General features: G+C 72.3%; 18 protein-coding genes. 7 read left to right on the top strand and 11 right to left on the bottom strand.

Annotated features, from left to right (window positions below; translation table 11 throughout):
• Nucleotides 1-935: 935 nt before the first annotated feature.
• On the bottom strand, nucleotides 936-1,145 hold the full coding sequence (locus FRANCCI3_RS08435) for a hypothetical protein (RefSeq protein ID WP_035958795.1): 210 nt from the start codon (nucleotides 1,143-1,145) through the stop codon (nucleotides 936-938).
• 179 nt (nucleotides 1,146-1,324) lie between these two features.
• Here FRANCCI3_RS08435 and FRANCCI3_RS23305 point away from each other — a divergent pair, with 179 nt between their 5' ends.
• Nucleotides 1,325-2,293, top strand: a complete 969-nt coding sequence (locus tag FRANCCI3_RS23305) for a hypothetical protein (RefSeq protein WP_049760878.1) — start codon at nucleotides 1,325-1,327, stop codon at nucleotides 2,291-2,293.
• A gap of 300 nt (nucleotides 2,294-2,593) precedes the next feature.
• Here FRANCCI3_RS23305 and FRANCCI3_RS08445 read toward each other — a convergent pair whose 3' ends face one another.
• The 10 genes from FRANCCI3_RS08445 to FRANCCI3_RS08490 all read right to left on the bottom strand — a co-directional run bounded on the left by FRANCCI3_RS08445 (nucleotide 2,594) and on the right by FRANCCI3_RS08490 (nucleotide 10,526).
• Nucleotides 2,594-3,283, bottom strand: a complete 690-nt coding sequence (locus FRANCCI3_RS08445) for a response regulator transcription factor (protein WP_011436118.1) — start codon at nucleotides 3,281-3,283, stop codon at nucleotides 2,594-2,596.
• A gap of 399 nt (nucleotides 3,284-3,682) precedes the next feature.
• Nucleotides 3,683-4,093, bottom strand: a complete 411-nt coding sequence (locus FRANCCI3_RS08450; protein WP_011436119.1) for a type II toxin-antitoxin system VapC family toxin — start codon at nucleotides 4,091-4,093, stop codon at nucleotides 3,683-3,685.
• On the bottom strand, nucleotides 4,090-4,308 hold the full coding sequence (locus FRANCCI3_RS08455; protein ID WP_035730384.1) for an antitoxin: 219 nt from the start codon (nucleotides 4,306-4,308) through the stop codon (nucleotides 4,090-4,092). Before FRANCCI3_RS08455 ends, FRANCCI3_RS08450 begins: the two co-directional genes overlap by 4 nt.
• Nucleotides 4,309-4,520: 212 nt before the next feature.
• A complete protein-coding gene (locus FRANCCI3_RS08460; RefSeq protein WP_236701509.1) occupies nucleotides 4,521-5,630 on the bottom strand; it encodes an aminotransferase class V-fold PLP-dependent enzyme in 1,110 nt (369 codons plus the stop codon).
• On the bottom strand, nucleotides 5,519-7,516 hold the full coding sequence (locus tag FRANCCI3_RS08465) for a recombinase family protein (protein WP_011436122.1): 1,998 nt from the start codon (nucleotides 7,514-7,516) through the stop codon (nucleotides 5,519-5,521). Before FRANCCI3_RS08465 ends, FRANCCI3_RS08460 begins: the two co-directional genes overlap by 112 nt.
• Before the next feature lie 48 nt (nucleotides 7,517-7,564).
• Nucleotides 7,565-7,837, bottom strand: coding sequence for a hypothetical protein (locus tag FRANCCI3_RS08470; RefSeq protein ID WP_011436123.1), 273 nt, complete (start codon nucleotides 7,835-7,837; stop codon nucleotides 7,565-7,567).
• Between the two features lie 83 nt (nucleotides 7,838-7,920).
• On the bottom strand, nucleotides 7,921-8,088 hold the full coding sequence (locus tag FRANCCI3_RS26775) for a hypothetical protein (protein WP_157493277.1): 168 nt from the start codon (nucleotides 8,086-8,088) through the stop codon (nucleotides 7,921-7,923).
• A 142-nt stretch (nucleotides 8,089-8,230) separates the two neighbouring features.
• Complete coding sequence (locus FRANCCI3_RS08480; RefSeq protein WP_011436124.1) at nucleotides 8,231-8,926, bottom strand: recombinase family protein; 696 nt, start codon at nucleotides 8,924-8,926, stop codon at nucleotides 8,231-8,233.
• An 80-nt stretch (nucleotides 8,927-9,006) separates the two neighbouring features.
• Entirely contained in the window at nucleotides 9,007-9,822 is an 816-nt protein-coding gene (locus tag FRANCCI3_RS08485; RefSeq protein ID WP_011436125.1) for a hypothetical protein, read from the bottom strand.
• Nucleotides 9,819-10,526, bottom strand: a complete 708-nt coding sequence (locus tag FRANCCI3_RS08490) for a hypothetical protein (RefSeq protein ID WP_011436126.1) — start codon at nucleotides 10,524-10,526, stop codon at nucleotides 9,819-9,821. The genes FRANCCI3_RS08485 and FRANCCI3_RS08490 overlap by 4 nt, the downstream gene beginning before the upstream one ends.
• Nucleotides 10,527-11,072: 546 nt before the next feature.
• Here FRANCCI3_RS08490 and FRANCCI3_RS08495 point away from each other — a divergent pair.
• Genes FRANCCI3_RS08495 through FRANCCI3_RS08520 form a run of 6 tightly spaced genes read left to right on the top strand, consistent with a single transcriptional unit; the run spans nucleotide 11,073 to nucleotide 20,180 of the window.
• Complete coding sequence (locus FRANCCI3_RS08495) at nucleotides 11,073-11,906, top strand: hypothetical protein (protein ID WP_232234905.1); 834 nt, start codon at nucleotides 11,073-11,075, stop codon at nucleotides 11,904-11,906.
• Complete coding sequence (locus FRANCCI3_RS08500; protein WP_011436128.1) at nucleotides 11,903-12,292, top strand: pilin; 390 nt, start codon at nucleotides 11,903-11,905, stop codon at nucleotides 12,290-12,292. Before FRANCCI3_RS08495 ends, FRANCCI3_RS08500 begins: the two co-directional genes overlap by 4 nt.
• Before the next feature lie 3 nt (nucleotides 12,293-12,295).
• The gene (locus FRANCCI3_RS08505) at nucleotides 12,296-14,455 is read left to right on the top strand and encodes a hypothetical protein (RefSeq protein ID WP_011436129.1); all 2,160 of its coding nucleotides are present in this window, start codon (nucleotides 12,296-12,298) and stop codon (nucleotides 14,453-14,455) included.
• Nucleotides 14,452-15,762, top strand: a complete 1,311-nt coding sequence (locus tag FRANCCI3_RS08510; protein WP_011436130.1) for a PrgI family protein — start codon at nucleotides 14,452-14,454, stop codon at nucleotides 15,760-15,762. Before FRANCCI3_RS08505 ends, FRANCCI3_RS08510 begins: the two co-directional genes overlap by 4 nt.
• On the top strand, nucleotides 15,759-17,648 hold the full coding sequence (locus FRANCCI3_RS08515; protein ID WP_011436131.1) for a VirB4 family type IV secretion system protein: 1,890 nt from the start codon (nucleotides 15,759-15,761) through the stop codon (nucleotides 17,646-17,648). The genes FRANCCI3_RS08510 and FRANCCI3_RS08515 overlap by 4 nt, the downstream gene beginning before the upstream one ends.
• A 33-nt stretch (nucleotides 17,649-17,681) precedes the next feature.
• On the top strand, nucleotides 17,682-20,180 hold the full coding sequence (locus tag FRANCCI3_RS08520; RefSeq protein ID WP_011436132.1) for a TraM recognition domain-containing protein: 2,499 nt from the start codon (nucleotides 17,682-17,684) through the stop codon (nucleotides 20,178-20,180).
• The last annotated feature ends 22 nt before the right edge of the window (nucleotides 20,181-20,202 follow it).

Raw genomic sequence — 20,202 nt, forward strand, 5'->3', positions numbered from 1 at the left:
ACCGGGTCGGCCGGCGGCCTGTTGCACACGGTGTATGTCAGGAAGTGGTGGGATGGCCGAGCAGGGAAGTGGGACGGACGGTCAGGCGTCCGACGCCCGGTCGACGAACGGCGACGCCGCGGCCAATCCCGAAACCGGAGTACCCCGGACCGGGCAGAGCGGTGGGACCACGGAGAAGACCGCACCGCGCCCGGGGGCCGGGAGGAACGCGGCCGCCACGTCCGCCCGTGCGCCGAATCCGACCTCCTCCCAGAGCGGACGAGCAGCGAGCGCGAGTTCGGCCGATGCGGATCCGGCCGGCCGGAGCGGTGCGGAGCGGGCCGGAAGCCCGCAGGGCACGACAAAGACAGAGAATCCCGGAAAGCCGGGAAACTTCGGAAAGCCGGGAAACCCCGGGAGCGCGGGGAGCGCGGTTGCCGCCCCGCGGCAGGGTACCGGCCGTATCCCGCCGACGTCGGTTCCACCCTTGGGAGGAGCTTCACCGGCGCGGTCCGTGGGCGGCGGGCAGCGGTCGGTGCCGCCGGCTCCCGCCCGGCCAGCCGCGGCGGACACCCCGGAATCATCGAAGCGGTCGACGCCACCGAAGACCGACACACCCGGCCAGCCTGCTTCCGGCCAGGGGCGCGGCGCCGTCCGACGGCCCCCGGCTTCGTGGCCCGGGCCGCCCGTCTCACCCCCGCCCACCCCGGCGGCGGCGCCACCGGCCGCGAGCCGTTCGGGTAGTCCCGCGGCACCGCCTCCCCCGAGTCGCGCGGGGAATCCGGTCAGTTCGGCCGGAAGCGCGCGTTCGACGCCCGGCCGTACGAGTGCCTCCCCACCGCCGGTCCCCGCGCCGCTGCCGGCACCGGCGCCGACCCGGGCTCGCCCGCCGGCGCCGTCCGAGCTGTCCGCCAGCCCGTCCCATCCCGCCGGACAGTCCCCGATCCGGGAACGGATCAGCCCGTCGTCGCCCGACGGTCCACTCCCACGTCGCGGGGACGAGGGCGGCCGCGGATCTCGTCCCGACCGGCCGGTACCGCGATCCGGGGCGTCCGGTTCGCCGACGCCGACGCCGACGCCGACGCCGACGCCGACGCCGACGCCGACACCGACACCGACACCGACACCGACACCAACGCCGACGCCGACGCCGACACCGACGCCATCCCGACCCGCGTGGTTCGAGCGCGACGTCTCGAGGACCTCCGCCGGTTCCGGTGCCAGGGTGCCACCCGTTCCCGGCGTTGAGGAGGGTCCTCGGCCGCGAGGAGTACCGGCGCCCGTTCCCGTCCGGGATCATCGAGAACCTGGAAGGGATCCCCTGGAGGCCGCGGCCGGGCGTCGGATGGCCGCCCGTACCGACGGGGATGATCATGTGCTCGATCATGATCGTGGTCGTCCACGGGCGTCGCGTTCCACCGACCCGCCGACCATGCAGGTGCGCCGACAGCTCAGGCCCGATCTCGAACCGGATCCGATGCCCTCCGGCACGAGGGACGAGGCGTGGCCCCTACCGGTCTCCGGCGCGGGGCCGGGCGGCGAGCCGGTGACCGATGCCTATCCCTACCCCGACCCGGCCTTTGACCGCCGGCTGCACGCGTATCCCGGGCGGAACCGGGGCGCGGGTGACGACCATGACCTGGAGGGTCAGGAACGGCGTGCGGACCCGGGGCCGCGGCCGGTTGTCCCGCGTCCGCAGGCCTTGCCCGAGACGCATCGTCCGTCGACGCCGTCCGAACAACCGACGCCGTCCGAACAACCGACGCCGTCCGAACAACCGACGCCGTCCGAACAACCGACGCCGTCCGAACAACCGACGCCGTCCGAACAACCGACGCCGTCCGAACAACCGACGCCGTCCGCTTTCCCGCCGGCCACCGCGCCCCGGCCGGTCGCCGCGCTGATGGTGGTGCTGGCGGCCGTCGGCGCCGGCATCGGTTCCGTCCTGCCGTGGAGCGAGATGTCCAGCGGCGACGAGACACGTACGTTCAGCGGTCTTGTGGTCGGAGACGGGCGCATCGTCGGTGTCCTGGCGGTCACACTCGGTGCCATCGGGGTGGGACGGTTGGTGCGTCGGCCGCTTGCCGGTGCGATCGATGTCGCCCTCGCCCGAATCATCGCAGTTCTGATCGTGATCATCACCGCTCTGGACCGGGTCTACGGGCCGCCGACCCTCGCATCGTTCCGCGCGATTTCCGCGGATGCAATCTCGATCCGTCCACAGGCAGGGATCACGGTGTGCCTCGGCGCCGGCCTCCTCGCCCTGATCGGGGCGATGCTGCTCCAGCCGAGGACGAAGCCCCCTCGAAGATGACCTGTCCGCATCGATCCGGTCTCGGCGGTCGTGCTTCGAAGTCCTTCCGCTGACCCCTTGACGGGGGACAACGGATTCGGTGGATGTGGGTCATGACCGAATCGTCATTGTCCGCGAGGATGTTCCTGGTCAAGGAGACACGGGGGAGGCAAGGGGACACAGGGAGGACAGGCCGCCGGGCCAGGGGATGTCCGCCGAGGTGTTCCGTTCCTTGATCGGGCGCGCGCTCTCCCGCTGTGCGGGGGGTGGCGCGAGGGCGCGCGCCGGGTCCACCTCCTCGTGATCACTCTGGTGGCGCGGTCAGGCCGTTCCCTCGGCACCGGGGTTGAGATGACCGTCTTCCACCGCGAGTTTGTAGAGGTCGACCTTGGTGCTCGCGTCCCGCCCGGCCTTGCGGTACTTCGACCGGACCCGATCGATGTACTGCTTCGCCGTTTCCGGGGAGACGTTCATCTTGTGGGCAACCGTCTTCATGGGCATTCCGGTCGCATAGAGACGCAGTGCTTCTACCTCTTTGGGCGACAGATCCGGTTTGTCCGTAGCGTCATCGGTGAGCAGCAGGAATGCCAGCTGCGGCGAGATCCACCCCGTTCCCGCGGCGGCGGCGCGGATCGCGGTGGCCAGATCCTCGATGTCGTCGGTCTTCGGGACGAAGCCCGACGCGCCGGCGCGCATCGCGTCGCGAACCGTCGCGGGAGCCGCCGCGGCGCTGAAAACCACGACCGCGCGGTCCACCGCGAGCAGCCGCTGGATGTTATGGGGCGGCGCGGTGCCATCGCCGAGATCGAGATCGAGCAGGATCACCTGGGCGCCGCGCCCCGGACCGGCCAGCAGGGCTTCGATGGAGTGGGCGGTGCCGATCAGCCTGAAGTCCTCGACGTCGTGAAGGAGGTCCGCGAGGCCGCGAAGCACGATCGGGTGATCGTCCACTGCCGCCACGGTGATGGCGCCAGGTACTGCGGGTACTGTGGTTCCGTTCGCTACGCTCATGCTGGTCCAGTCGTTCTCCCGGACTTGCCGGCCACGAGGCGACAGACCTCGTCAGGCCGTACGGGCGTTGGTGCCCGCTGGCGGAGCGTGGGGGCGCCACCGATCGCTGGGTGCGTCGGGGACACCGCATCCAGCGACGCCAACCATTTCAGCAGATCCCCACCGGGTAGCTGGTGGAGCATGGGGAGGGCCCAGCGTGGCGAGCGTCACGAGGGACACGTCCATCAGAAGACGATCGTAGATCGTCGGCCGTCCACGCCCGAGCGCGGCTCGGACGTGCTAGCGGCTCGTGGCGAGTTCGTCGGCGTCGGCGCGGGCAATGGGTGCTACGCCAGCGGCGCGCCTGGAGCCAGGCCGACCGTGCTGTCGCACGACCCCGGCAGCGGGCGCCGACGACGGCTAGCTCGTCCAGTCCTCCCAGCTCAGGCCGGTGACCCGGCTGAACTCCGAGGTGTTCGCCGTAACGACTGTCAGCCCGCGCCGCAGTGCCTGCCCGGCGATCAACAGATCGTAGGCGCCAATCGGCGTCCCGGCCTTCTCCAGGACGGCGCGCACCTCGCCGGCAGCACGGGCATCCTCGTCATCGAAGTCAAGCAGGTCCAGGTCACCGGAGAGCAGTATCCGCAGGCGCTCGGTGTTCTCCGGCACCTGAGCGCTCTTCGCCACGCCGTACCACAGCTCGAACAAGACGACCGACGAGAGCGCGAGATAATCCTCTGACGCTTCGGCCTCCCGGTACCGTTCCCGCACGCCGACGGGCTTGTTCCGCAGCAGTGCGACCACAGTGCTGGTGTCCAGGAGGCAGTTCACCCGAAGAAGTCCTCCCCGGCGGGCGTCGGCGGCTGGTTCCTGCCGTCCTCGAACAGCGGCACGTCCACGAAACGGTCCAGCTCGGCGAACCAGGCGTCGACATCGGACGCGATCGGCTCTAGCAGCACGCCGTCTCCCATGTGCCGGACGCGCACCCGGTCACCGGGCAGCCGGAACTCCTTCGGGAGCCGCACTGCCTGGCTTCTGCCGTGCATGAAGAGCCTCGCGATCGCCGTGTCCGCCACAACGCCTCCCGCACATGATAGCTATCGATAGTATATACCAGGTGTCCGCGGCCGACTCGGTCAGATGGCGGTAGCGCGGGCACGCTGTGGCATGAGGCGGCGGTGCTGGCGGCACGTACGAGGGCGGCGACAGCCGAAGACGCGCTGGCTGGTCGGCCTGCGGGCAGGTGGCCGCCGGGGCGTCAACGATCGTAGGCGATGCGTTCGAGCCCCATGGCCAGCCTTTCGAACTCCGCCGGATCGGTATAGACGTGCGCGCTCGCGCGGAGGACCGGCCCGGTGAGATCCCGGGAGCGCTCCACGGGGATGGCACTGGTGAGCACCCGGTCCTCTCGGTAGAGCCGGTCCCGGACGGCCACCGGATCGGTGCCGGGGGGCGGTTGCATGGTGATGATGCCGCACGGTGAATCTGGGTCCTCGCGCACCCGCCAGCCGCCGGCCCCGTCGAGAAGGCGTCTTCCCTGACCGGCCAGCCGCGCGATGCGGGCGAAGACAAGTGACGGGCCGGAATCCGTCAATTCCGTGACGGCCTGCCCCAGGCCGATGCGGGACACGGTCGCCGCCTCGCCTATCCCGAGCCGGGCCAGTCCGGGGAGAGGAACCGGACGGTCGTTGCGGTCGAAGCGTGCGCTGTGCAGGCTCGGCACGGCGATATCAAGAAGATCGACGCTGCCTTTCCGGACGGCGAGAAATCCTGCTCCTCGTGGCCCGCAGAGCCATTTTCTCGACGTTCCGATATAGGCGCTGGCCGCGGTCTGGCGCACCTCGACCTGGCCGAGGGACTGCGCCACGTCGAGTACCAGGGGGACGCCTTCGGCCGCGCAGCGCGCACCGATCGCGGCTGCCGGCTGAACGATGCCCCGTTGGCTTGGCACCTGCGGAAACACCACGAGGTCGAGGTCGGCGAGACCGATGCGCCCGGGTGCGTCGGCGCAGGCTACTCCGGCCCGGTCGAGCGTCTCGACGTCGATGACCCCGGTCTCGTCGACGGGAAGATCGACCAGCGAGACCGCGGTGCGCAGCGCCCGGGCGGCGAGTACGAGCATGTTGGACCCGTACTCGCTTGGTACCACGCCGATCCTCGCCCCGGCGGGGAGCCGCCAGGCCATCAGCAAGCTGGCGAAAGCCGCGCTCGCCGAATGGTGGAAGCTCAGGTCATCAGCGTCGAGTCCCGGGCCCATCAGGCTGACGAGCCTGGCCCGCGTGGCGTGGAGCCCGCTGCCTGCCTCCACCTCGGCGGCGTACGCGCCGAGTGCGCTCTCGCGCTCCAGGTACGCGGCCTCGGCCGCGATCGTGGCCCGACTGGGGCGGGCCGCGCCGGCCGAGTCGAGATGAACCACCGACGACGGTGACCGGGCCGCACGCCAGCGGTGGAAGAGCCGGAGCTGCTCGGGATCTTCGTTCGGCCCGGGATCGTCGCTGTCGGTGAACCGGCGCTGGCGGGGCTGATGGATCGACGGTGTGTCCACGGGAACAGGGTGACACCTCGACGACGCGTGCGGCACCGTGCCGACGGTATGGACGTCGTGGTTGCGACGGTGTTTCCGTCGGTCGTGGGTTCGAGTCCCACCCGCTCCACCATGTTTGGCATTGTACGAACCGCTCCCTTCGGGGGCGTTGTGGCTGGTAGGGCGGCTGCGGCGGTCTCGCTCGGCTCGGGTCTGGGGACTTTGAAGACCGGTTGGAGCCGTCCGGGGCCGAGGATCTTGACTTCGTGGATGAGGGCTTCGACGAGGGCTTTGCGCTGAAGGTCGGTGCCGACCTCGATGATCGTATCGATGTGGCCTGCGATCTTGCTGAGGGTGGCGCGTGGGGGCATGACGGGTTCGTCGTCGATCTGGGCGGTGAGTTCGGTCTGTCGGCGGCGGAGCTGCTTCTGCTTGGTGCGCAGCGTGGCGAGTCGGGTGGCGAGGGTTTCTTCGTCGAGGGTGCCGCGCTCGAACGCGGATAGGTAGCGGTCGATGGCCTGGTCGGTTTGGGTGAGGTCGGCCTGGACGGTGGCGAGTTCGCCGGTGCGGTCGGCGTGGGCGTCGTGGTGGCGCTGGCGGGCGTGGTGGACGGCGTCGGAGATGAGCTGCTGGTGGTCGCGGTAGAAGGCGGCGAGTGCGGTGAGGACGGCTTGGTCGAGGGCGTCGGCGTCGAGGCGGGGGGCGTCGCAGCGGTCGCGGCTGTAGCGCAGGCGGGTGAAGCAGGTGTAGTAGCGGTAGGTGCGGTTGCGTCCCCCGGCGTTGGAGCCGAGCATCGCTTTGGCGCATTGCGGGCAGCGCATGCGGCCGGTGAGGTAGTAGTCGGAGTCGCTGGCGGCTCGGTGGGTGTGTCCGTCGCTGCGGATGGTGAGGATCTTCTCGGCCTCAGCGAACTGGGCCGCCTCGATGATCGGCTTGTGGGTGTCGGTGACGGTGATCTCGCGGAAGGTCAGCTCGCCGAGGTAGATGCGGTTGTCCAGGACGCGGAGGACCTGGTGTCCGGACCAGGGTCCGCCGGTGGTGGTGCGGTGGCCGCGCTCGTTGAGGGTCTTGGCGATGGCGCGGGTGCCGACCCGTTCCTTGACGTAGAGGTTGAAGATCAGGCGGACGACGGGCGCTTCCTTCTCGTCGACGAGCAGTTTCCAGTTGGCGCGGTCGACCTGGTAGCCGAAGGGCCGGTTGCCGCCCATCCATAGGCCCTTGGCGGCTTTGCGTTCCATGCCGGCGATGACCCGGTCGATGATCGTGTCGCGCTCGAACTGTGCGAACATCGCGAGCATCTGGAGCAGCATGCGGCCCATCGGGGTCGCGGTGTCGAACGGCTCGGTGGCCGAGCGGAACACGACGCCAGCCTGGTCAAGTTCTTCGAGCAGGGTGACGGTGTCGCGCAGGTTGCGGGAGAGTCGGTCGACCCGGTAGACGAGCAGGACGTCGATCAGTCCGTGGCGGGCCGCGGACAGGGCGCGTTGCAGGTCGTCGCGTTCGGTGGTGGCGCCGGAGGCGTCGTCGGAGAACCGGAGGGCGATGGCCCAGCCGGGTTGGGAGTCGATGTAGGAACGGAGTCGTTCTTCCTGGGCTTCGATGGAGTAAGGCTGGTGCTCGTCGTCGGTGGAGCGCCGCAGGTAGATCCCGACCCGGACGGTGTCGAGCGGGTCGACGGCGGGCTGGGGGGTGCGGTTCGCGCTCTTGCGACGCGAGGTCGCACGGGCCATGGCGCGTGTCCCTTTCTCTCGGAACTGGTCGTGTGCGGCGGCCGGGCTTTAGGCGTGGCGCCAGTGGCGCTGGAAAGCGCGACGCCACATCGACGGGAGGGAAAATCGGGCGCGGGCCGGCTCACTGCTGTCGTCGTCGAGCAGGAGGTAGGCCGGGTGATGGGCCGCGAGGTAGGCCAGGGTCTGGGCGTACTGGTCGGTGAGGGACTGCTGGCCGCCGTCGGTGGCGATCCGGCTGTAGAAAACGACCGGCGGGACGGCGGGTTCGGTGATCGCCGCCGTCTTTGTGATGGCTCGTCGGGCTGAAAATGGGCAGGGCATACCGAGGGTTCCTTTCTAGATGATGGGCGGGCGGCCCATCTGATGGGGACGGGCCGCCCGCCCGGTAGAAAGGTGCGGGGTCGTCAGGCCGCCTTTTTCGGCGCGGTGTTCGGCGCGCCCTTCCTTTCCCACTGTAGGACAAGTTCAGCCAGAACGGACACGGCGGTGTCGTATTCTTCGGGGGTCATCCAGACGGTTTCGATGTGCTCGATGGTGATGTCCCTGACCGCGTCCTGACGTCCGGTCGACACAGCCGATGTGTCGTCGCCGCGATCGGCGGGTGCGGTGTCGTCCCGATCCTGGGGCCGCCGGCGGGTCACCGCGACGTCTCCGGCCCGACGGAAACATTTCTCATCCAGGTGCGGTTTCGGTCGTGAAACGGCCGCGGTGGAGTCATGTGATCGGCCCCTGCCCGCCGTTGGTGTTTCCCGGGTCGGTCGGCGGGTCGACGAATTCCCACGGTGGTAGCTGCGCGCTGAAAATCCCTGCGCCGGGGGGCGCGAGGAGCTGTGCGTGGTGGAACGTGCGCCCGTCGATGATCGGCTGGTGGGCGCCGAGGCAGATGACCCACTCATCGGGCGGGACGGGCCGGCCGGCGCGGGTGCGACCCCAGACGGTGGCGCCGGTGTAGACGGGGTTGGCCAGGACGCGGGCGACCGCGGCCGGGGCCCAGGGCCGAGGCAGGCCGCTGGTGGGGTCGACGGGGAGGAGGGTGGGGTCGGGGATGCCGTGCAGCCGGGTCGTGATCGCCCGTGGCGTGAGCCGGTCGTCGATCCGCCAGTGGTAGATCGCCGAGACGACGGACGCGGGCCCGAAATCGACGACGAGCCGGACCCGGCGGCGCCCGCCGCCGGGGGCCGGAACGTGCAACGGCAGGTAGCCGTAGGGAATCGGTCCGAGGTGGTAGCCGCCGCGGACGAGGGCGATCTGCGCCAGGCGGGCGCGTTCGGTGGTCTGAGCGTGGTGGGCGGCGAGCAGCCGCGCCGCGCGCGCCGCACGGCGGTGGACCAGCCGCGACCACCAGCCAGGCGGGCGGGCCGGCTCGGTGGGGGCGGGTGGCAGCACGGGGATGGGCGACAGGTCAGACATGGGGGCTCCAGCCACAGAAGGGCGAGCAGAAGGGAAGCGGGAAGACCGGCCGCGGTGCGCCGGCCGGCGCAGGGCGGGTCTTAGGCGGCGCGGTTCGCCGCGGCGGCGGGCGGGTCGGCGGCGGGCGCCGGGCTGGACGGCGGCAGCTCCGGTGGGCGCGGGGGCCGCGCCGGCTGCCCGCGGGACCGGAAGAGGAGCACGTCGTGGTGGGCAGGCCAGGCACGGCCGGTCGCGGGCGCGGCGTCGAGCGCACGGGTGTAGGGGACGGCGGTGAGCGCGACCGCGCGTTGCACGGGCTGCCAGCCTGCCTTGCGGCCGGCGGCGACGATCCGGCTGGCCAGATCGAGGCCATCGGCGACGTGGTAGGCGGCCACGACCACGAGGCGGCCCGCGGGCCGGGCCAGGTCCCGGTAGCCGGCGAGGCGGGTCGCCAGCCGGTCGCCCCTCAGACCATGCGGGCCGGCCGAGTCGGCGGGCGGTCCGAGGGCGGTCAGAAGCAGGTCGACCGGTCCGAGTCCGGTCCAGGACCACCCGTCGGGCAAGCGGTCCAGAATCGTCCCGTCACCGGGCGCGCCCCGCGCCTTGGCCGCGGTCAGGGCGTGGCGAGCGGTCTGCCAGGCGCGCCGGTCCGCTGCGATGCCGACGGCGTGCCGTCGAGCCAGAACCGCCTCGACGAGAACGGCCCCGTCGGCGCAGTCCGGGTCGCAGACGGTGTCGCCGGGCCAGCTGTAGAGGGCGATGGCATGGGCAGCGACCGCCGCGGGAACCGCCATGTCCGCCGCGGCGCCGCCACGCGGGCCGTCGCCGGCACCGTCCTGGCCGGCGAGGGCGAGCAGGCCCGTCGGCCAGACCGTCGCCGCCCGTCCCCGGCGCCAGCGTTCGGCGTCGCTCCTCACTGGCGCTCCTGTGGGCCAGCGGGCAGTACCGGGGCGAACAGCAGCAAGTCGGAGTGCACTCTGCGGGCCACCGTCGCGCGTGGCAGGGGGGTGGGCGGCTGGTCGAGCTCGTCGAGGGGAACTTCCAGCAGCACGAACCGGTCGAGCAGCGCGAGCCCGTGGCGGCCGGTCGCGGCGGTCAGCTCGGCGGTGGGTTCGATCAGCCAGCCGGCGATGCTGTCGCTGCGGCTGATCACAGCCAGCAGGCCGCCGGAGGTGACCAGACGGGCCCACGGAACACCGTGGAGCCAGCCGGTCCGCGTCGGCTCGACGACCGTGACGACCAGCGAGCGACGGTCGTCGTCCGGACCTTCGCCGGAGGTGGCGGGTCCGGGTCCGGACCCGGACGTCCACGGGCCCGGGGTGGCGGGCGCGGGGCGGACCTGGACGTGCCGGCCGAGTCGGGCCACGGCCCCACCAGCATCGGCGAGCCGGTCCGCCTGCGTCTCGCGGCGGCCTGCGGCGAACCCGTCCGGGGCCGGCGGGGTCAGCAGCAGGACCGGGTCGCCGGGCCGGGTGTGGGTGGCGACGAGCTGTTCGACGGCGCTCTGAAGCCAGCCGGCCGGCGGCCGGGCGGGGCTGTCCGGCGGGCACGGCCAGACGGTCGCCAGCTGCCCGGCGGGGACGACAGCGCCCCTGTCGCGGTCAGGGTCTGATACGGGCATCGAGAGGGTTCCTTTCACGGCGGTGCGTTTTCGCGGCCGTAAAAGGAGACCGTCTGCTGGGCATGCCTCGGACACCAGCCCGGCGACTTTTTTCAAGATTTTTCCCGCTGGGCATTGCCTAGTCCGACCGGACTATTGATCGCTGGCAGCTCGCTGGGCATTGCCCGAACAGGCCACCCGAAACTTTTTTCAAGATTTTTCCCGCTGGCATCATTGCCGACCCGTCGCGGTCCCCGCTGGGATGCCCAGCGATCTTCGCTGGATGTCACAGCGTCGCAGCTCACAGCCCTGCTGTGCAGGCTCGTGCCGCCGCTGGCGTCGGCTCGACTCCGAGGCTGGCGAGAGTGCCGAATAAAGATCGCTGGGATTCTGCTGGGCGCCAGCGATCTTTTCTGTGCATTCACTGGGAGATCGTTCTGGCTTTTTGCTGGGCACGGCGTGGCGTCCTTAGAGCTGTCCGAGTTTCCGTGACAGCAAAGGACGACGGTAATGCCCGACGGAATGTCTTCCTTTCCCGCCCGGCCGGCTGGCCGCGGCGTATCCGCGTTGCCTCTGGCGACCTTGCGGGACTGCTTCGGCCTGCTGGTGGCCGGGCCGGCGCCGTTGGCGCTGGACGGGTCGGTGGTGCCAGGTCTGCCAACCCGGCTGGTGGCGTTGGACGAGCTGCGGAACCTGCTGCTGGCCGGCTCCTGCCCGCAGGCCGTCCGCGACGCCGCGTGGGCGGTGGTGATCCGCCGCTCCCGCCGCTACGGCGGTGCGTGGACGGTCGGCGCCGCCGGGATGGCGCTGCCCGCACTGCACGCGATCTGCGCCCGGCTCGGCGGCTACAGCGACCTCGACCCGGCGGACGTGCAGGCGGAGGTGCTCACCGGGTTCCTCGAAGCGGTGGCCACGGTCCGCCTGGACCTGCCACGAATCGCGGTGCGGCTGCGCTGGGCCGCCTACCGGGCCGGGCTGGCGCTGACGGTCCAGCAGCGGGAAGCCCCTCGTCCCGACCCGGACCTGTTCCAGACCGTCGCCGCGGCCGAAGCCGCGCGGTCCGATCCGAGCCAGGCCGGTCCCGAGCAGGTCTTGGCAAACGCGGTCGCCGCCGGCGTCCTGACCACCACCGAAGCCGATCTGATCGCCGCGACCCGCCTGGATGACCTCCCGCTCAGCGCCTGGGCCGCCCGCCACGCGACGGCACCCCGCCACGCCTCCCGGCTGCGCGAGCGGGCCGAACGACGCCTCGTCGGCCACCTCACCGACCCGGCCGGTACCAGCCAGGCCCCGCAGGCGGCCAGCGAGCCCCCGCCCCGGCCACATCCACCGGCCGGTGTCCTCAGCTTCCTCCCGCCGGCCGGCACGCCGGCACTCGCGGTTGCGGGGGTGCCGGCATGAGCCCGACCCCACCACCCCAGCTCCGCGCCCCACGTCCGAGCCGGCGGGTCGGATGGTGCCGCACAGTCCTGCTCGTCGCCGTCGTGGGCGTGTTCGTCCTGGCCGGAGGCGCGGCGGCGTTCGCCGCGACGGTCCCTCCGGGAGCGCCCACGGCACCGGACCTGAACACGGTCCTGAACAACATCCGCAACTGGATCATGGGGATTCTGGCGCTGCTGGCGACGGTGTTCCTCTCGATCGGCGGCGTGCGCTACCTGATCTCCAACGGCGAGCCGAGCGAGGTCGGCAAGGCCAAGGACTCCTTCCGTAACGCCGGCTGGGGTTATGGGCTGGCCGCGCTCGCGCCGGTCGTCGTCGAGATCCTCAAGCAGATCGTCGGGGGCTAGGCCGTGACCGCCGCCTCGCACCGCCGCACCCTCCCACCCGGCACGCCGGGCTCGTCGTCCGTCCCGACGCGCCGCCGGCTGGGCTTCCCTCGGCGCCGCCACCGCCGGCGGGGCCGAGGGCTGCTGCTGGCCGGGACGGCGGCGTTCGCGCTCCTGCTGGCGGTCGTGGTTCCCGCGGTGGCCTCCGCCGCCACCGCACCACCCGTCCCTTCGACTGCGCCGTCCGCTGGCGCGCCCGGCTCCACCGGCCCCACCCCGGACCCGCAGCCTGGGCCGTCCCCGGTTCCTCCGGGCCAGGAGCCGCCGGCCACGCCAGCTCCCTCGGGCGGAGGTGCCACGCCCGCGCCCGACACTCCGAGCACCCCACCCGACGGCAGCGGCGGCAATGGCAGCGGCGGCACCGGCGAGCCGTGCCCGGCCGACAACCCGGACTGCACGACCACGCCGGAGGTCCCGGCGCCACCGGTGCCGCACACGACGCCCCCGGCGCCGGACACCGGCGGCGACGGCGGCGGGATCGTCGGCTGGATCACCAACGCGATCAACAACGCCATTACCGCGTTTTTCCGCACGCTGGTGACCGCCGCGCTCAACCCGCTGCTGGATCTGCTGGGCCGCACGTTGCTGACCACGCCGGAACCGTCCCAGCTTCCCGCGATCGGTGAAATGTGGTCGACGTCGTGGGCGATCAGTGCCACCGCCTACGGCGCCCTGATCATGTTCGGTGGGATCACCGTCATGTCGTTGGGGACGGTCCAGTCCCGCATCTCGATCAAGGAGATCGCCCCGCGTATCCCGGTGGGTTTCCTCGCGTCCGGGCTGTCGCAGTTCCTGGCCACGAAAGCCATCCAGGGCGCGAACGTGCTGCCCGGCGCGATCCTCGGTCAGGGGCTGAATCCCGACACCGCCGCCGGGCAGCTGAGGAACATCGTCCTCGGGTCGATCGCGCCGACTCCGGGCGGCCTCGGCCGCAGCGTCTTCGTCATCTTTCTCGGCCTGTTTCTCGCCGGCTCCATTGTCGCGCTGCTGTGCACCTACATCGCCCGGATCACCATCGAGGTGGCGCTCATCGGCGCGGCGCCGATAGCGCTGGCCGGGCACGGCCACCCGCTGACCGAGAAGATGGCGTTCTGGTGGTGGCGGGCGTTCTTCGGCTGCCTGGGTATCCAGATCGTCCAGTCGTTCGTTCTCATCGCCTCGTTCAAGGTGTTCTTTACCCCGGGCGGGTTCACCGTGTTCGGCCCGACCCCGGACGGCGTTGTGAACCTGCTGGCCTCGATCACCCTGATCTATTTTCTGTTCCGGATTCCGTTCTGGATGATGCCAAGGATCGGGCACGGCGGCGGGCACGGCATTATCGGCCGGGTCGTGCGCGCCTACATCATCGGCCGGGCGCTGGGCCTGCTCGGGGCCCGGTTCGGACGGGGCGCGGGCCGACGGGCTGGGCGAGGCCGCGGCGGGCGCGGCCGGGGCGGGCGCGGCAGGCCGGGCAGGGGCCGGCCTGGCGGCGGGCCGGGCGGTGGGCCGGCCGACCCGTACGACCACATCGAGGCCGACCCCGACGGGCAGCTGCTCATCCCGCTGACCAGGGTGCCCCGCGTCCGCCGCCCGGGACCGGCGCGCGGGGTACCTCGCCCACCGCGGCAGCCGAATCCGGCCGGACGGTCCCGGCCGCGGCACCGCCAGCTGTCCATCCCGTTCGGCCAGGCCGTCGCCCCCGGCGGGCGTTACCTGCCCCGCGACGGCGGGGCGTGGGTGGACCGCGACGGCCAGCTGCTGCTGCCGTTCGAGGTCGACCAGCCGCACCCACCCAAGGCCCCACAACCCGTGCGGCGTCCGGCCTCGGCGCGGGCCGGCGCGGGCCGGTCTGGTCCCGGCCGGCCGACCCAGCCTCGTCCGGCGCCGAGGGGCCGGCAGCTGGAGCTGCCGTTCGACCCCTACCAGGGCATCCGCCCGGACCGCACCGGCCAGTACGCCCTCCCGCTGGAGGGCCTGCCCCGCACCCCACGCCCCGCCCGGCCGTCCCCACCTGCACCACCGCCGTCGCCATCCCGCCCGACCTCGCCGGCGCGGCCGGTCCCGCCCCTCTACCGGCAGCTGATGTTGCCGAACATGCCCCGCCGCCCCCGCCCACCCCGACCGGAAGGTGATCAGCCGCGATGACGCATCCCGTACGAATTCCCGCCGATGTTGATCGCGAAGATCGGATCATGGCGGGCCTGACCGCCCGGCAGGTGTTGATCCTCGCGCTGACCGCGATCGTGCTCTACCTCGCCTGGGCCGCGACCCGTGCCCTGCTGCCGTTGCCGGTGTTCGCGCTGCTCGCCGTCCCGGTCGCCGCGGGCGCCGGCGTCCTCGTCCTGGGCCAGCGCGACGGGCTGTCCCTCGACCGGATGCTCGTCGCCGCGATCCGCCAACGCACCAGCCCACGACACCGCATCAACGCCCCCGAAGGAGTGATTCCGCCGCCGTCCTGGCTGGCCGCCCGCGCCACGAGCAGCTCCGGTGACCGACGGCCGGCCGCGGGCGGGCAGAGCGCGGCGCCGCTGCGGCTACCGGCCCGCACCGTCACCACCAACGCCGGGGTCGGCGTGATCGACCTCGGGCCGGACGGGCTTGCGGTCGTCGCGGTCGCGAGCACGGTGAACTTCGCGCTGCGCACGCCGGGCGAGCAGGACGGGCTGGTCGCCGTGTTCGCCCGCTACCTGCACTCCCTGACCGCGCCGGTGCAGATCCTCGTGCGGGCCATGCCCGCCGACCTGACCGACCAGATCCGTCAACTCGACGACGCCGCCGACCAGCTGCCCCACCCCGCGCTCGCGCACGCCGCCCGCGAACACGCCACCTACCTGGCCCAGCTCGCCGACGAGATGCAGCTGCTGACCCGCCAGGTCCTGCTGGTCCTGCGAGAGCCGCTCGTGGCGGCCGGCCCGGTCGACGGGCTCGGGGGCGCATCCCCGCTGGCCGCACTGTCCGGCCGACGGGCGGCGGCCCGCGACGCCCGCCGCGCCGGAGCGGCCATCCGACGGGCCGCGCACACCCGGCTCGCCCGCCGGCTCGCCGAGGCGACCGACCTGCTGGCACCGGCCGGGATCGTGGTCACGCCGCTGGACGCGGGCACGGCGACCAGCGTGCTGGCCGCTGCCTGCAACCCGGCCGGCCTGGTGCCGCCGGCCGCGCTCGCGGCCCCCGACGACGTCATCACCGCCGATGTCCCCGAGCCCGTCGACAGCTACTCGGCCTACCAGCCCGACACCGACGACGGCTTCCTGGACGACGCCGGGTTCGACGACCCGGACGCGGCGGTCGGAGCCGGCTATGGCGACCGGTTCGACGACGCCGATGGGGACGGCCCGCTCAACGACCCCGACTTCTGGGACCCGCCCGCCCTGCGCCCGCCGGCCGGGCGTTCCGACGGCGGCTCCCGACGGCCAGCACGACACACGGCGCGCAGGGGACACGCCCGATGAGCAGACGAGCCCGACGCCGGACCTCCGCGCAGGCCCCCAGCCCGTCGACCCGGACAGTGGACGCTGCCGCGGCGGCGTTCGTCCCGGACGCACTCACGATCGCGCCCCGCCACCTGGACGTCGGCGGGGATTACGTGGCCACGATGGCGATCACCGGCTATCCGCGTGAGGTCCATGCCGGCTGGCTCGCCCCGCTGGTGACCTACCCGGGCCGGGTCGACGTCGCCGTGCACGTCGAGCCGATTGACCCGGTCACCGCGGCGAACCGGCTGCGCCGGCAGCTGTCGAAGCTGGAGTCCGGCCGGCAGCTCGGCGACGAGAAGGGCCGGCTGGTCGACCCGCAGGTCGAGGCGGCGACCGAGGACGCCTACGACCTGTCCGCCCGCGTAGCCCGCGGCGAAGGCAAGCTGTTCAGGCTGGGTCTGTATTTCACCGTCCATGCGGCCAGCGAAGCCGAGTTGGCCGACGAGGTCGCCGCCGTGCGGGCGCTGGCGGCCAGCCTGCTGCTGGACGCCAAGCCAGTCAGCTACCGCTCGCTCCAGGGCTGGGTCAGCACCCTGCCCCTCGGCTTGGACCAGGTGCGGATGCGCCGCACCTTCGACACCGCAGCCCTGTCCGCGGCGTTCCCGTTCACGTCGCCCGATCTGCCGCCCGCCGACCCGACCTCTCTGGCTCCGACCGGGGTGCTCTACGGGCTCAACGTCGCGAGCAACGGGCTGGTCCACTGGGACCGGTTCGGCGACGTCGACAACCACAACGCCGTCATCCTCGGCCGCAGCGGCGCCGGCAAGTCCTACCTGGTCAAGCTCGAACTCCTGCGCAGTCTCTACCGGGGCATCGAGGTCCACGTCGTCGACCCGGAAGACGAATACGCCCGGCTCGCCGCCGCGGTCGGCGCCAGCTACCTGCACCTCGGCGCCGACGAGGTGCGGATCAACCCGTTCGACCTGCCGATCCAGACCACCCCCGACGGGCGGCGCACCGCACCGCGCGACGCGCTGGTGCGGCGCAGCCTGTTCCTGCACACCGTTATCGCCGTCCTGGTCGGCCAGCTGAGTGCGGCCGAACGGGCAGCCCTCGACGTCGCGATCACCGCCACCTACCAGGCCGCCGGGATCAGCTCCGACCCGCGCAGCTGGAACCGGCCGGCACCGCTGCTGGCCGACCTCGCCACCACCCTGGCCAGCTCCAACGACCCGGCCGCGGTCGCGCTCGGCGCCCGGCTGCACCCGTTCACCGCCGGGGCGTTCTCCGGCCTGTTCAACGGGCCGACGACCCGCCGCGGCGACGGCCACCTTGTCGTCTACTCGCTGCGCGACCTTGCGGACGAGTTGAAGCCGATCGGGACGCTACTCGTCCTCGACGCCGTGTGGCGGCGAGTCTCCAACCCCGCCGACCGCCGTCCCCGCTTGGTCGTAGTCGACGAGGCATGGCTGCTCATGCGCCAGCCCGCTGGCGCGGACTTCCTGTTCCGCATGGCCAAGTCGTCCCGCAAGCACTGGGCCGGGCTCACCGTGGCCACCCAGGACACCGCCGACGTGCTCGCCACCGACCTCGGCAAAGCGATCGTCACCAACGCCGCCACCCAGATCCTGCTCCGCCAGGCACCGCAGGCCATCGACGAGATCACCGCCATCTTCGACCTGTCCCAGGGCGAACGGCAGTTCCTGCTGTCCGCCGACCGCGGACAAGGACTCCTCGCGGCGGGGGCACAACGAGTCGCTTTCCAAGCCCTGGCCTCGCAGGTCGAGCACCGCCTGGTCACGACCAACCCAGCCGAACTCGCCGCCGACCCCGACAACGCGGCCGACGACGGCTTCCTCGATCTCGCCGTGCCGGACGACCCGACCGATGACAACGGCCAGATCTACCTCGATGCCGCCTGACCAGCACCGCCATCCCGCAGGGAGATCGTAACCATGGATCTGCTCGCCGCGGCGACCACCACGCCGTCGTCGCCGCTCACGATCTATCTGACGGACCCGTGGGGCTTCCTCCACCAGATCTTCGGCCAGCTACGGGGATGGGTGGCGGTGTGGGGCCCCATCGCCGGCCCGCTGCTCACCCTCACCGCCGCCGGCCTGGTTACCTTGCGCCGGCGGCTGCGCCGCCGGTACCAGCAGCAGCTCGCCGCAGGCGCCCGCCTCGTGACCGTGCTGGCCCCGCCCACCGTCGACCCGGCGGGCGCGGGCGCGCTGTGGGCGAACCTGCTCGGCCTGCTCCGGCCCGGCTGGCGGCGCCTGATCGGCCAGCCGCACCTCGTGTGGGAGTACCAGTTCACCGCCGACGGGGTGCGCATCCAGATGTGGGTGCCCGGCGTCGTGCCCGACGGCTTCGTCGAACGCGCGGTCGAGGCGGCCTGGCCCGGAGCGCATACCCACACCACGCCCGCCCGCGCACCATTGCCCGTCGTGGCCCGGCCAGGCCGGCGGCTACTCGCCGCCGGCGGCGAACTGCGCCTCGCCCGCCCCGAAGCACTCCCGATCCGGGTCGACCACGACGCCGACCCGATCCGCGCCCTGCTCGGCGCGCCCGGCAGCCTCGCCCGCAACCAACGGGCGGCGGTCCAGATCCTGGCCCGGCCGGTCACCGGCCGCCGCGTCGCCCGGTCCCGCCGGGCCGCCCGCCGGCTGCGCGCCGGCGGCTCCGCGCACCTGATCGGCGGGCTGCTGGACCTGCTCACCCCCCGCACTGGCCGCACCCGGCAGCGCCGCCGGACGGCTACCACCCCGGTGAAGGTCGACCCGCAGACGTCGCTGGCCCTGTCCGCGGAAGACCGCGCCATCGTCACGAAACAGCGCGGGGCCCAGTACGAGGTCCGTGTCCGCTACGCCATCGCCGCGATCCTCGACGATCACACCGACGACACCACCGCCGCCCAGGTCGCTAGCCAGCTGCGCGGACGGGCGCACGCGATCGCGAGCGCCTACGCGGCCTACGGCGACCACAACTACTACCGCCGCGTGCGGCTGCGCCGTCCCCTGCCCGTCCTCGCTACCCGGCAGTTCGGCCGTGGCGACCTGCTCTCGGTCGCCGAGCTCGGCGCGCTGGCGCACCTGCCGGTCGACGAGGCGACCCCGGGCCTGCAACGCGCCGGAGCGAAGGCGGTCGCCCCGCCGCCTGGCGTCGCCGGGCCCGGCCCGAATGTGCGCCCGCTCGGGCGGACCGATGCCGGGCGTGCGCGTCCGGTCGGTCTGCGGGTCCCGGACGCCCGGCATCACCTGCACGTCCTCGGCGCGACCGGCGCCGGCAAGTCCGAACTGCTCGCCCGCATGACGCTCGACGACGTCGCCGCCCGTCGAGGGGTGGTCAACGTCGACCCGAAGGGCGACCAGATCATCGACATCCTCGCCCGCTACCCGACCGACGCCCTCGACCGCCTCGTCCTGTTCGACGCCGAATCGAACAGCCGGCCACCCTGCCTCAACCCGCTCGACCAGCCCGACCGGGGCCGGGCCGTCGACAACCTCGTCTCGATCTTCTCCCGGGTCTACGCCGACAGTTGGGGGCCGCGCACCGAGGACATCTTCCGCGCCGGCCTGCTCACCCTCGCCGCACAACCCGGCGTCCCGGTGCTCACGGATCTACCGAAACTCCTCACCGACACCGCCTACCGGCACCGGGCATTGGGCGAGATCAACGACGACATCCTCGCCGGCTTCTGGACCTGGTACGAATCCATCTCCGACGCCGCACGCGGCCACGCCGTCGCCCCACTGATGAACAAACTGCGCGGCTTTCTGCTGCGGCCGTTCGTGCGGGCCGCGATCGCCGCCGGACCCTCGACCGTCGACATGGACACCGTGCTGAACGACGGCGGGGTGTGCCTGGTCCGCATCGCCCAGGACGCCCTCGGCGTCGAAACCGCTGCCCTGATGGGCTCGATCGTCGTCTCCGCCGTCTGGCAGGCCACCACCCGCCGCGCCCGCCTCCCCCAAGGGAAAAGGCCCGACGCCAGCCTGTACTTGGACGAGGCGCACCATTTCCTCACGCTTCCGTACGCGTTGGAGGACATGCTCGCCGCCGCCCGCGGCTACCGGCTGTCCCTCACGTTGGCGCACCAGAACCTCACCCAGCTGCCTCGGCACCTGGAAGAAAGCATCGGCGCCAACGCCCGCTCCAAGATCTATTTTACGGTCAGCCCGGCGGACGCGAAGCGGCTCGCCCGGCACACCGAGCCCCGGCTCGCCGAACACGACCTCGCCAACCTCGGCGTGTTCCATGCCGCCGCCCGCCTGGTCGTCGGCGGCGAAGAAGCCCCCGCCTTCACGGTCGTGACCGAAAAGCTGCCGCCGCCGGTTCCCGGCCGCGCCGCCCAGATCCGCCGAGACCTGCGCCGCCGCGCCGCCACCCCCGCCGCACCTTCCCCTGCCGGTCCGGGTCCGCGCCCGACCGCCGACCCGCGCCGCGTCGCCTGACGGCGCCCCGCCGCCTCGAAGG

This window comes from Frankia casuarinae, assembly GCF_000013345.1.
GTDB classification, from domain to species: Bacteria; Actinomycetota; Actinomycetes; order Frankiales; family Frankiaceae; genus Frankia; species Frankia casuarinae.

What these genes read in the sequence shown, in the direction of transcription:
- FRANCCI3_RS08455 (WP_035730384.1), bottom strand. Translation starts at nt 4,308, where the DNA reads ATGCACGGCAGAAGCCAGGCAGTGCGGCTCCCGAAGGAGTTCCGGCTG.
- FRANCCI3_RS08465 (WP_011436122.1), bottom strand. Translation starts at nt 7,516, where the DNA reads ATGGCCCGTGCGACCTCGCGTCGCAAGAGCGCGAACCGCACCCCCCAG.
- FRANCCI3_RS08480 (WP_011436124.1), bottom strand. Translation starts at nt 8,926, where the DNA reads ATGTCTGACCTGTCGCCCATCCCCGTGCTGCCACCCGCCCCCACCGAG.
- FRANCCI3_RS08435 (WP_035958795.1), bottom strand. Translation starts at nt 1,145, where the DNA reads ATGGCGTCGGTGTCGGCGTCGGCGTCGGCGTTGGTGTCGGTGTCGGTG.
- FRANCCI3_RS08470 (WP_011436123.1), bottom strand. Translation starts at nt 7,837, where the DNA reads ATGCCCTGCCCATTTTCAGCCCGACGAGCCATCACAAAGACGGCGGCG.
- FRANCCI3_RS08490 (WP_011436126.1), bottom strand. Translation starts at nt 10,526, where the DNA reads ATGCCCGTATCAGACCCTGACCGCGACAGGGGCGCTGTCGTCCCCGCC.
- FRANCCI3_RS08510 (WP_011436130.1), top strand. Translation starts at nt 14,452, where the DNA reads ATGACGCATCCCGTACGAATTCCCGCCGATGTTGATCGCGAAGATCGG.
- FRANCCI3_RS08520 (WP_011436132.1), top strand. Translation starts at nt 17,682, where the DNA reads ATGGATCTGCTCGCCGCGGCGACCACCACGCCGTCGTCGCCGCTCACG.
- FRANCCI3_RS23305 (WP_049760878.1), top strand. Translation starts at nt 1,325, where the DNA reads ATGGCCGCCCGTACCGACGGGGATGATCATGTGCTCGATCATGATCGT.
- FRANCCI3_RS08500 (WP_011436128.1), top strand. Translation starts at nt 11,903, where the DNA reads ATGAGCCCGACCCCACCACCCCAGCTCCGCGCCCCACGTCCGAGCCGG.
- FRANCCI3_RS08515 (WP_011436131.1), top strand. Translation starts at nt 15,759, where the DNA reads ATGAGCAGACGAGCCCGACGCCGGACCTCCGCGCAGGCCCCCAGCCCG.
- FRANCCI3_RS08445 (WP_011436118.1), bottom strand. Translation starts at nt 3,283, where the DNA reads ATGAGCGTAGCGAACGGAACCACAGTACCCGCAGTACCTGGCGCCATC.